The sequence below is a fragment of the Microbispora cellulosiformans genome (assembly GCF_008728085.1).
Taxonomy (GTDB): domain Bacteria; phylum Actinomycetota; class Actinomycetes; order Streptosporangiales; family Streptosporangiaceae; genus Microbispora; species Microbispora amethystogenes.
Genome location: NZ_VYTZ01000006.1, coordinates 62,640 through 73,338, shown reverse-complemented (window position 1 = coordinate 73,338; position 10,699 = coordinate 62,640). Strand labels below are relative to the sequence as shown.

Here is a 10,699-nt window from a genome sequence, read left to right as displayed (position 1 = left end):
GCTTACCTAACCTGGGACGACGGCGCCGCGAAGGTTTTCCGCGTCCTTTACTCCGCGGGCGTCCGGGAGCGGCATCCGCCGACGAGAGCGCGCCCCCCGCTCCCTAAACTCGATGCAGTCGACGACGTGGAGCGGCGTCCGGGTTTCCGTCCCGCTCCGCGGTCGCGTCTGTGAGGGGAGGCCGGTCGCGTGACCGGGGTTGACAGCACGCCCGGCGGCGTGGGTGACAGCGGCGCCGGTGACACCGCGCCGGCGGTCGAGATCGACGGACTGGTCAAGCGGTACGGCCGCACCACGGCCGTCGACGGGCTGGCTCTCACCTGCGCCCGGGGCGCGGTCACCGCCATCCTCGGCCCGAACGGCGCGGGCAAGACCTCCACGATCGAGATCTGCGAGGGGTTCCGCAGGCCGGACGGCGGAACCGTGCGGGTGCTCGGGCTCGACCCGGCCGATTCCGCGCTGAAGCCACGTCTGGGGATCATGCCGCAGGCGGGCGGGGTGCCTCCGGCCGCCCGCGCGGGCGAGTGGCTGCGGGTGGTCTCCCGCTTCTACGCCCATCCCCTCGATCCGGACGCCCTGCTCGCCCTGCTCGGGCTGACCGCGCACGCGCGCACGCCGTACCGGCGGCTGTCGGGCGGCCAGCAGCAGCGCCTGTCGCTCGCGGCGGCCGTCGTCGGGCGGCCCGAGCTGGTCTTCCTGGACGAGCCGACGGCCGGGCTCGACCCGCAGGCCAGGCACGCCTGCTGGGACCTGGTCACCGCGCTGCGCGACGCGGGGGTCTCGGTCGTGCTGACGACCCACCAGATGGACGAGGCCGAGAAGCTCGCCGACCACGTGGTGGTCATCGACCACGGACGGGTGGTCGCCGAGGGCACGCCGTCGGCGCTGACCGGGGCCGAGCGCCAGCTCAGGTTCCGCGCCCGTCCCGGCCTCGACCTGGAGGAGCTGCTCGCGGCGCTGCCGCCGGGCAGCGCCGCCAAGGAGTCGCCGTCGGGGCACTACATCATCGAGGGACTGGTCGGCCCCCAGCTGCTGGCGACCGTCACCGCGTGGTGCGCCACCGAGGGCGTGACCACCGAGGACCTGCGCATCGAGCGGCGCACGCTGGAGGACGTCTTCCTCGAACTGACCGGCAGGGAGCTGCGGTGAGCGCGATCACCACGCTGGACCTCACCCCGCGGCCCGGGGCCGCGCCGCTGCACCGGATGGTGCTCGCGCAGGCGGGCGCGGAGATCCGGGCCATGCTGCGCAACGGCGAGCAGCTCCTGCTCACCATGATCATCCCGGTCCTGCTCCTGGCCGGCTTCTCCGCCGCTCCGCTGGTGGACGTCGGCGGCGGCCGGCGGGTCGACTTCGTCGCCCCCGGCATCCTCGCGCTCGCGGTCATGTCGACCGCGTTCACCGGCCAGGCCATCGCCACCGGCTTCGAGCGGCGGTACGGCGTGCTCCGGCGCCTCGGCGCCACCCCGCTGTCGCGTACGGGGCTCCTGCTGGCCAAGACCGTCGCCGTCGTCGCGGTCGAGGCGCTGCAGATCGTGGTGATCACCGTGGTGGCCCTGGCCCTCGGCTGGTCGCCGCACGGCGGCCCGTCGCTCGGCGCGCTGTGGGCCGTGCCGCTCCTGCTGCTCGGCACCGCGGCCTTCAGCGGCCTCGGCCTGCTCATGGCGGGCACGCTGCGGGCGGAGGCGACACTCGCCGGAGCCAACCTCGTCTACCTGGTGCTGCTCGGGCTCGGCGGCGTGCTGTTCCCGCTCGACCGGTTCCCGGGCGGGGTGCGGCAGGTGCTGGAACTACTGCCGATCAGCGCGCTCACCTCCGGCCTGCGCGCCGTCCTGAGCGACGGCGGCGGCTTCCCCGGCGGCCCGCTGCTCGTACTGCTCTGCTGGGCCGTCGCCGCCCTCGCCCTGGCCGCCCGCACCTTCCGCTGGGAGTAGCCCCCGGCCGGGACATTGCCCGTTTGCGCCCGATGTCGGCACCGTATGATTGCGGAGTTTGCGCTGATCAAGTGACGGGTGAGGGTTGGGCATGACGGCTGAATCGCTGTCCGGGGCGGCCGAGCCGTACCGGGCGGGGCCGCGGGCCGGGCGAGCGCTGCGGGCGGCGTCGGACGCGGTGCCGCCGCCGGGGCTGGTGCTGCTGGCCATCCTGTCGGTCCAGGTCGGGGCCGGGCTGGCCAAGAACCTGTTCACGCAGGTTCCCCCCGCGGCGATGGTGTTCCTGCGCATCGCCACCGGCGCCGTCATGCTCCTGGTCGTGGTGCGGCCGAAGGTGCGCGGGCTGTCGAGGCGCGACCTCGGCGTCGGCGTCGCCTTCGGGCTCAGCCTGGGCCTGATGAACCTGTCGTTCTACGAGGCCCTGGCCCGGCTGCCGATCGGGATCGCGGTGTCCATCGAGTTCCTCGGGCCGCTCACCCTGGCCGTGGTGTCCTCCCGCCGCCGGCTGGACCTGCTGTGGGTGGCGCTGGCCGCCGCCGGCGTGATCCTGCTCGCGCCCTGGGGCGAGGCGGGCTCCGCGAGCTGGGCCGGCATCGCGTTCGCCGCGCTGGCCGGGACGTTCTGGGCCGCCTACATCGTGTTCTCGGCTGCCACCGGCGCCCGCTTCCCCGGCGCGAGCGGGCTGACCTTCGCCATGATCGTGGCCACGGTCCTCACCACCCCCCTCGGGGTCGCGGCGGGCGGCGACGCCCTGCTGCGGCCCGAGATCCTGCTCCTCGGGGCCGGCGTCGGTCTGCTCTCGTCGGTCATCCCCTACTCTCTGGAGCTGGAGGCCCTGCGCCGGATGCCCAAGCGGGTCTTCGGGATCCTGATGAGCCTGGAACCCGCCGTCGCCGCGCTCGTCGGCCTGTTCGTCCTGCACGAGGTGCTCCAGGGCCGCGAGTGGGCGGCGATCGGCTGCGTGGTCGTCGCCTCCATCGGCGCCACCCGCGCCGGCGACTGATCCGTCCCGCCGCCGTCCCTCAGCCACCGCGCCCTCGTGCGGGACCTACTGCGGCGCCTGCCGCGGCGGGTCGGCCGACCAGATCGCGCGTACGTGCTGGAGATGGTGGTGCGTCAGGCGCTCGGCCGCCGGGGCGTCGCCGCGGACGACGGCGTCGAGAAGGCCGAGGTGCTCGCGGGCGGAGGCCACCAGCATGCGCGTGTCGGGCAGCCCGCGCAGCCCATAGAGCCGGGCCCGGGCACGCAGGTCCCTGACCGTCTCCACCAGCCGGGCGTTGCCCGACAGGCCGAGCAGCGCCAGATGGAACCGCTGGTCCGCCGCGACGTAGGCGAGCAGGTCGCCGCGGGCCGCCGCCGCGACGATCTCCCGGGCGAGCGGGCGCAGCTCCTCGGCCTCGGCGCCGCGGCCCTCCCGGGCCAGTTTGGCCACCGTGGGCGCCTCGATCAGCCGCCGGATCTCGATGATCTCGTCGAGGTCCCGCTCGGACACCTCGGCCACCCGGAAGCCCTTGTTGCGCAGGGCCTCGAACAGGCCCTCCTTCGCGAGGTCGAGCATCGCCTCGCGCACCGGCGTGGCGGAGACGCCGAACCTCGCCGCCAGGGCGGGCGCCGAGTAGACGACGCCCGGCCGCATCTCTCCGGCCACCAGCGCGTCGCGCAGCGCCTGCGCCACCTGCTCGCGCAGGTTCTGCCGGGTGGCCGGGACCGCCGGGCGGGCGTCGCCGGATCCCGCGGGCCCAGGGTTCGGGAGCACACGTTTCGGGGGCACAGGTTCTGGAGGCACAGGTTCTGGAGGCATGGGTTGTGGAGGCATGGGTTGCCCGCGCACCGGTTCGCCGGATACCGGTTCTCCGCGCATCGGCCTTCCCCTCGTCCCGGACATCGTCCGGCCACCGCCCCCTCACGCTCCACGGCCGATCGTACCGTTTCCCCGTCCGCGATGATCAACGCGTACGGGCTCCGGGAGCGGGCCCTTCACGCAGGCACGGGCGCTCGGGGCGGAGAGGGGACCACCCCGCGGGCCGCCTACCATGAGTGTCGTGAAGCCCACGATTGACCGGATCCGCGCCGCCCTGCTCGCCCTGTTGCGCTCGATCGTGTTCCCGACGGCCGAGTCGATGCGGCGGTGGGCGCTCGCGGCGATCGTGGTCAACGTCGGCATCACCGTCACCGGCGCCGCCGTCCGCGTCACCGGCTCGGGCCTCGGCTGCCCGACCTGGCCGCGTTGCACGCCCGGCAGCTTCGTGCCCGCCCGGATCGACACCCACGCGCCGCTCAACATGGCGATCGAGTTCGGCAACCGGCTGCTGTCGTTCCTGGTGCTCGCGGTCGCGGCCGCATGCGTGGTCGCCGCCTGGAGGCTGGGACGCGGCGAGCACGGCCGTCCAGGACAGGGCAGGCCGGTCCTGCTGCGGCTCGCGCTGCTCCAGCCGGCCGGGGTCGTCGTGCAGGCGCTGTGGGGCGGCCTGGTGGTGCACAGCATGCTCAACCCGGTGACCGTCAGCGTCCACTTCCTTTTCTCGATCGGCATGACCGCCGCCGCCGTCGTGCTGTGTGCGCGGGCGTCCGAGGGGGACGCCCCGGCGCAGCGGCTGGTCCACAAGGACATCCGCACGCTGGGCTACGTGCTGGTCGCCGCCGCCTTCACGCTGCTGCTCGCGGGGGTCGTGGTGACCGGAACCGGCCCGCACTCGGGAGACGAGGCGGCCTCGCGGTTCGGCTTCGACATCCAGACCGTGGTGCGGCTGCACACCGACGTCGCCTACGTCGTCGTCGGGCTGACGTTCGCCCTGCTGTTCGCCCTGCACGTGACCGACTCCCCCGGCCGCGCCCGGCGCGCCGCGCTCGTGCTGCTCGGGGTGGAGCTGTCGCAGGGCGTGGTCGGATACGTCCAGTACTTCCTCGCCGTGCCCGCGGCCCTGGTGCTCCTGCACGTGCTGGGAGCGACGCTCGTGTGGATCTGCGCGCTCCGCGTCGTGTTCCTCATGCGCACCCGGGGGCCCGCGCCCGTCCCGGCCGCCGGACAGCCGGAGCTCCACCACGCGGGGGTGTGACCGAGGTGGGTGGCTTACCCCACTCCTTGTCCCGCCTGGCGCCCTGGACCTGGTCGCGTACGGCCCGGCGCCGGGGCTTCCAGGCGCTCGTCGCCCTGAGCGTGCTGCCGCTGGCGCCGATCACCTGGGCCTGGCTGACGAGCGCGGCACACCGGGTGACGGCGGAGCCGGGCACACGGTGGACCGCCTCGGTGCCCGCCATGCCGGCCGCGCTCGTGCTCGGCGCGGGCGTCATGGGCGACCGCCCCTCCGCGATGCTGAGCTCCCGGCTCGACATCGCGGCGGAGCTCTACCGCGCGGGCCGGGTGCGGGCCCTGCTGCTCTCCGGCGACAACAGCCGCAGGAGCTACGACGAGCCGACGGTCATGCGCGACTACCTGGTCTCCAGAGGCGTCCCCGCCGGGCGGATCGTGCTCGACTACGCCGGGTTCGACACCTGGGACTCCTGCGTCCGGGCCAAGGAGATCTTCGGGGCGTCGCATCTCGTGGTGGTCACGCAGGTCTTCCATCTCCCCCGGGCCGTCGCGCTGTGCCGGACCGCCGGGCTCGACGCGTTCGGCGTCGGCGACGACTCCAGCCACGACTGGCCGGTGGAGACGGCGGCCTACGCGGTGCGGGAGTTCCCCGCCACCGCCAAGGCCCTGCTCGACGGCCTGGTTCTGCACTCCTCGCCACGGTTCCTCGGCCGGCGCGAGGTCACCCTCGACCACGCGCTGGCCTCCTGACGCCGCGAAACTTTCATCCGGCCGCCTGCGGTGACCTGGGCGGACAGGGGTGCGCGGGCCTGGTCCGCTGGCCGGTCGCGGAGGACGGCGTTAGGGTCCGGGGCACGTGGGAGCGCTCCCACCTGTCCGTACGGGAGGTGAGGCCACACCACAGTGGCTATCGCACCGCGGGTACGAGGCGGACCCTCCTCCGCCCACCCATCGCGCGACGCCGGGGAGGCCGTCACAGCGGCCTCCCCGGCGTCTCCCGCGAATCCGGATTCAGTTCACCGTCGCGCGCCGCTCAGCCGCAGCTGATGTCGCTGATCGTCGGCGCCGCCGACCCGGAGCCGAGGAACCCGGCCGTGGCCGAGGCCCCCGGGGCCAGCGAGTTGTTGTAAGTCGGCGCGTGGATCATCGCGAACGGCCCGCTCTGCATCGAGGTCCCGTTCCACGCCTGGGTGACCGTCGCGCCGTTCGACAGCTGCCACTGGATGTACCAGCCGTTCAGCGGCGTCGTGCCGGTGTTCTTGATCGTGGCCTCGCCCTGGAAGCCGCCCGGCCAGGTGTTGGTCAGCTTCACCGTGGCGGTGCAGGCCGGGTTCCCGGTCGTCGGCGACGCCGAAGGGCTCTGGCTGGGCGTGACGCTCGGGCTGGCGCTGGGACTGGCGCTCGGGGACGCGCTCGGCGACGGGTTGCCGCCGACGAAGTCCACGTCCGAGCAGCCGTAGAAGGTCTCCTGGCTGTCGGACCGGTACCAGACGGCGTAGATGATGTGCCGGCCGCTCTTGTTGGGCAGCTTGCCCGAGAAGCGGTAGGCGCCGTTGGTGACCGCGGGCTCGGGGTCTGCTGTGAGGAACGGCTGCTCCTCCATGTCCGCCCAGGTCAGCGGCTTGGTCGGGTCGTAGCCGTCCTTGGTGACGTAGAGCTTGAAGCCGCCGGGGTGGGGCACCCAGGCGCCGTAGACGAAGTCGTACGTCGCGCCGGCCCTGACCGTGGTGGTCGGCCAGTCGGTCCTGGCCGCGTCGTAGGCGGCGTACTTGCTGAAACCGCCGCTGCACAGCTGGCCGTCCGGGATGAAGCCCCGGGTGCGGCCGCCGCCGTCGGAGCGGAGCACGCCGTACCAGTCGTAGAGGGGCTGGGTGCCGCCGGCCGCCACCGCGTCCTTGCAGGCGGCGTTCTTGGGGATGATCTGGCCGCCGGTCAGGCCGTCGGTGTAGCAGGCGTAGGTGCGGCTGGCGGGGGCCTGCAGGGCGCCGTGGGCCTCGGCGGCGGTCTGGGTCACGATCGCGACGACGCCGGCGAGCAGGGCCGCCACCGCGGCGAAGACGGCGAGGTTGCGCCTGGATCTCAACCGCGGAGTTCGCAGGGGCAGGAATCTCACAGGGGTTCTCCTCTGATGGGCGGGCACGCCTCCGGTGAGGAAGGTCGCGCCGTCTTGAGCTGTCGTACGAGAAGAACGCGTGCGGCATCGCCGCACGCCCTCCTGAGCCCACCCATCAGTGGCCACCGCGCACAGTGATTGAAACACGCGCGAGGCGCCCCGGCCAACCGCGACCGGCGAATCCGCCGATCATCTCGCCCCGATCACCGTGGCGGCGGGCCGTACCCTCCGGGACCGGGCGGCGGCTGCTGCCCGTAACCGCCAGGAGGGAGGCCACCGGGGGTAGGGCCACCGGGAGCATGACCGCCGGAGGGAGGGCCGCCGGGACCGGGCGGGCCGTACCAGGGCGGCACGGCAGGGCCGCCCGGCCATCGGCCCGGCGCCGGCGCGCCGGGGGCGTACCCCGGCGGCGGCACCCCGCGCGCCGCGTCCGCCTGGTGGCGCTCCGGCAGCGGGAACGACATCCGGGCGTAGGCCATCAGGTCCGCCAGCGACCGCTGCTGGGCGCGGAAGGTCTCCTCGTCGACCCCGCCCCTCGCCGCGCGGGCGTGCAGCAGCCCGAGCTCGGTCGAGGCGAGCTGATAGTCGATCATGGCTCGCGCCCCCGCCCGGCCGCCGAGTGCCTTCGCCCAGGCCCGGGCGTGCCGCCGGCGGCGCAGCGACGACAGCATGAAGATGTCCGCCTGGTTGATCAGCCCGTTTCGCTCGTACGGCGGCAGGTAGTGCTGGATCAGCCCGACGATCCGCCGCCTGTCCCGGAAGATCACCACGAGCTCGACCACGAGCAGCAGCATCAGCAGCAGGTAGGCGACGGCCAGCCCGCCGAGCCCGCCGAAGGTGGCCAGGCCGTTCCAGAGGCCGTGCAGCAGCATCGCGCCGATCCAGCCGACGACGATCACGATGACGCCCGCCGCGCCCCGGCGCTGGGCGGCGTACGCGACCGCGACGCCGATCAACGAGGTGAACAGCGGGTGGGCGAACGGCGAGAGCACGGCCCTCAGCACGAGCGTGGCGGCGAGCCCCTGGGCGCCGTTCTCCTGCAGCGCGGCGATGTAGTAGCTGACGTTCTCGGACATGGCGAAGCCCAGCCCGACCATGCTGGCGTAGATGATCCCGTCGGTCGGGCCGTCAAGCTCGTGCCGGCGGAACCACAGCAGCCCGAGCAGCACCAGGCCCTTCGCCGTCTCCTCGACCGGCGGCGCGCCGAAGGTGGCGACGAGGTTCCGCGCGTTGCCGACGTCGCCGAGCTGGTGGGCGACGTAGACGAGGTTGAGCGAGTTCAGCAGCCCGGCGAGCAGCACGGCGATGCCGGCGCCCCAGGCGAACGCGAAGGCCAGGTTGCTGCGCGGCTCGGGTTCCATGCGGTCCAGCGCGAGCACGCCCGCGAGCAGCAGCGGCACCGGCGCCACCGCGAGCCCGAGCGCGATGAAGAACTGGACCGGGTCGCCGTTGATGATGTCGAAGGAGAACGACACCAGGGCGCAGATCCCGGCGATGACCAGGCCCGCGATCAGACCGACGGACGGGCGTTCCTTCAGGACGGCGCGAGGGTCGAGGCCTGCCACTTTGCGACTGTAACCGAACACGGCCGCTGCGGTCCTCCTCCGTTCCCAGGAGATCCCAAAGATCCCGTGCCGGGAAGTATCCCGCATGTCGAACCGGAGGATCGGCGAACTGGCCCGGAACCCACGGCACAATGGTCGATCATGAACGTCGCACCACGCGGCGGGCTCGGGCGGCGCGGCTTCCTGCGCGTCGCGGCAGCGGCGGCCGTCGGCACGGTCGCCGGCACTGTCGCCGCCTGCGAGCCCGCCGTACAGCTCGGGGGATCAGGACAGGCCGCGTCCCCGGGAACGGCCGCCTCGCCCGGGTCGTCCCGCAGTCCCGCACCGGAACGGCTCCTGGGCGGCGACCCGGACTGGCGGATCCACCGGACCGGCCCCGACGAGGCGATCGAGGGCTACTGCGACCGCGCGAGCGTGCTGCCCGGCGAGGCCTTCGGGCTGCACGTGTCCACGACCGGGGACCGCTTCCGGGTCACCGCCTACCGGATGGGCTGGTACGGCGGCGCCCTGGCCCGCCGGGTGTGGCGCTCACCGTGGGCGCGAGGCCGCGACCAGGGCCGCGGCGAGGGGGCGGCCGGGGACACCCGCATCGTGCGCGCCGGTTGGCGGCGGAGCATGACGGTGCCGACCGAGGGCTGGCCCGAGGGGGTCTATCTGCTGCGCCTCGACTCCGAGCGCGGCCACCAGCGGTACGTGCCCCTGGTCGTGCGCTCGGCCTCCGGAGACGGCCGTACGGTGCTCGTCCACGCGACCCCGACCTGGCAGGCGTACAACCGGTGGGGCGGCTACAGCCTCTACTACGGGGAGGACGGCAGATACGAGAGCCGGTCGCTCGCGGTCAGCTTCGACCGGCCGTACGACCGGACCGGGATGGAGAAGTTCCTGATCCACGAACGGCCGGTGGTGGCGCTGGCGGAACGGCTCGGCCTGCCCCTGGCCTACACGACGCACGGCGACCTGGAGGACGGCCACGACGTGCTGTCCGGCGCCTCCGCCGTGATCTTCCTCGGCCACGACGAGTACTGGACGCCCGGGGTCCGCCGCACCGTGGCCGGGGCCCGTGACGCGGGCGTCAACCTCGCCTTTCTGGGCGCCAACACCTGCTATCGCCGCGTGCGACTGGAGGACGACGGCCGGACGGTGGTCTGCTACAAGACCGCGGTGGACCTCGACCCGCTGGTCCGCAGGCGCCCGTCGCTGGCGACCACCGACTTCCGGGCGGCGCCGAAGGCCGACCCCGAGTCGTCGCTCGTGGGGGTCTACTACGACGGTTATCCGGTCGACGCGCCCTTCGTCGTGCACGAGCCCGGCCACTGGATCTTCGCCGGCACCGGCGCGCGCCGCGGCGACGCCTTCCCCCACCTGGTGGGGGTGGAGTACGACCGGGTGAACACCGGCGTGCCGACGCCGAGGCCGCTGCAGATCCTCGCCCACTCGCCGGTCACCTGCGTGGGACGGCCCAGCTTCGCCGACGCGGCCTACTACACCGCGCCGGGCGGGGCCGGGGTGTTCGCCTCGGGAACCATGCGGTGGGCCGAGACGCTCATGGCGGGCACCCGGGACCTGCCCCGCGCGCACGGCATCGGCGCGCGCACCCGGGCCTTCGTCACGACCGCGACGACCAACCTGCTGAAGGGCTTCGCCGAGGGCCCGGCGGGTGAGCGCCTGGCCGCGCCCGACGACAACGTGCGCAGCACCTACCGCCGCTGAGGGCAGGCGCGGCATCTCCCGCGCGTACCCGGCGGCGGTGGTCGCGCTGCGGCGCGCCCTGCCGTCCGTGGCGGCCTCCGCCGCGACGATGGCCCTCGCCGCGCCGGCCCTGCTGGCGGCGGACATGAACGCCACCAAGGACCTCGGCCCGCTCGCCGCGATCGCCGTACTGGCCGCGACGCTGGTGATGACCACCCTGCTGCCGGCGCTTCTGACGGCCCTCGGGCGGGGCGTGTTCTGGCCCGCGGTCCCCTGCCTCCGCGGGGACCGGCCCGGGCCCCGCGGCCGGTCCGCGGCCGTGTGGGAGCGGATCGGCGCGCTGGTCTCCCGGCGGCCCCGCCGCACC

The 10,699-nt window shown here is 73.9% G+C and carries 9 protein-coding genes and 1 pseudogene; 7 read left to right on the top strand and 3 right to left on the bottom strand.

The window, feature by feature from the left end:
- Window positions 1-219: 219 nt before the first annotated feature.
- From F5972_RS17490 to F5972_RS17480, 3 genes are all read left to right on the top strand, one after another.
- The gene (locus F5972_RS17490; protein ID WP_150935025.1) at window positions 220-1,149 is read left to right on the top strand and encodes an ABC transporter ATP-binding protein; all 930 of its coding nucleotides are present in this window, start codon (window positions 220-222) and stop codon (window positions 1,147-1,149) included.
- Between the two features lie 56 nt (window positions 1,150-1,205).
- Window positions 1,206-1,934 carry an ABC transporter permease gene (locus F5972_RS17485; protein WP_150935024.1) on the top strand — a complete coding sequence of 243 codons (729 nt, stop codon included), beginning with the start codon at window positions 1,206-1,208 and terminating at the stop codon, window positions 1,932-1,934.
- Window positions 1,935-2,025: 91 nt separating this feature from the next.
- Window positions 2,026-2,937 carry an EamA family transporter gene (locus tag F5972_RS17480; protein ID WP_150934636.1) on the top strand — a complete coding sequence of 304 codons (912 nt, stop codon included), beginning with the start codon at window positions 2,026-2,028 and terminating at the stop codon, window positions 2,935-2,937.
- 45 nt (window positions 2,938-2,982) lie between these two features.
- Here F5972_RS17480 and F5972_RS17475 read toward each other — a convergent pair whose 3' ends face one another.
- A complete protein-coding gene (locus F5972_RS17475; protein WP_225311594.1) occupies window positions 2,983-3,690 on the bottom strand; it encodes a GntR family transcriptional regulator in 708 nt (235 codons plus the stop codon).
- Window positions 3,691-3,976: 286 nt separating this feature from the next.
- Between F5972_RS17475 and F5972_RS17470 the strand changes: the two genes are divergently transcribed.
- Window positions 3,977-4,990: a COX15/CtaA family protein gene (locus F5972_RS17470; protein WP_225311593.1), complete on the top strand. Its 1,014-nt coding sequence runs from the start codon at window positions 3,977-3,979 to the stop codon at window positions 4,988-4,990.
- Window positions 4,991-4,995: 5 nt separating this feature from the next.
- Complete coding sequence (locus F5972_RS17465; RefSeq protein ID WP_225311592.1) at window positions 4,996-5,715, top strand: SanA/YdcF family protein; 720 nt, start codon at window positions 4,996-4,998, stop codon at window positions 5,713-5,715.
- 283 nt (window positions 5,716-5,998) lie between these two features.
- Here the strand turns inward: F5972_RS17465 and F5972_RS17460 are convergent, their stop codons facing one another.
- Both F5972_RS17460 and F5972_RS17455 read right to left on the bottom strand, forming a co-directional pair.
- Window positions 5,999-7,078, bottom strand: coding sequence for a lytic polysaccharide monooxygenase auxiliary activity family 9 protein (locus F5972_RS17460; protein WP_225311591.1), 1,080 nt, complete (start codon window positions 7,076-7,078; stop codon window positions 5,999-6,001).
- A 203-nt stretch (window positions 7,079-7,281) separates the two neighbouring features.
- Window positions 7,282-8,643 carry a PrsW family intramembrane metalloprotease gene (locus tag F5972_RS17455; RefSeq protein WP_225311590.1) on the bottom strand — a complete coding sequence of 454 codons (1,362 nt, stop codon included), beginning with the start codon at window positions 8,641-8,643 and terminating at the stop codon, window positions 7,282-7,284.
- A 141-nt stretch (window positions 8,644-8,784) separates the two neighbouring features.
- Here F5972_RS17455 and F5972_RS17450 point away from each other — a divergent pair, with 141 nt between their 5' ends.
- Both F5972_RS17450 and F5972_RS39390 read left to right on the top strand, forming a co-directional pair.
- Window positions 8,785-10,353, top strand: a complete 1,569-nt coding sequence (locus tag F5972_RS17450; RefSeq protein ID WP_225311589.1) for a N,N-dimethylformamidase beta subunit family domain-containing protein — start codon at window positions 8,785-8,787, stop codon at window positions 10,351-10,353.
- A pseudogene (locus F5972_RS39390) lies at window positions 10,301-10,681 on the top strand (MMPL family transporter); the annotation flags it as partial. The gene F5972_RS17450 and the pseudogene F5972_RS39390, both read left to right, overlap by 53 nt.
- Window positions 10,682-10,699: the final 18 nt, after the last annotated feature.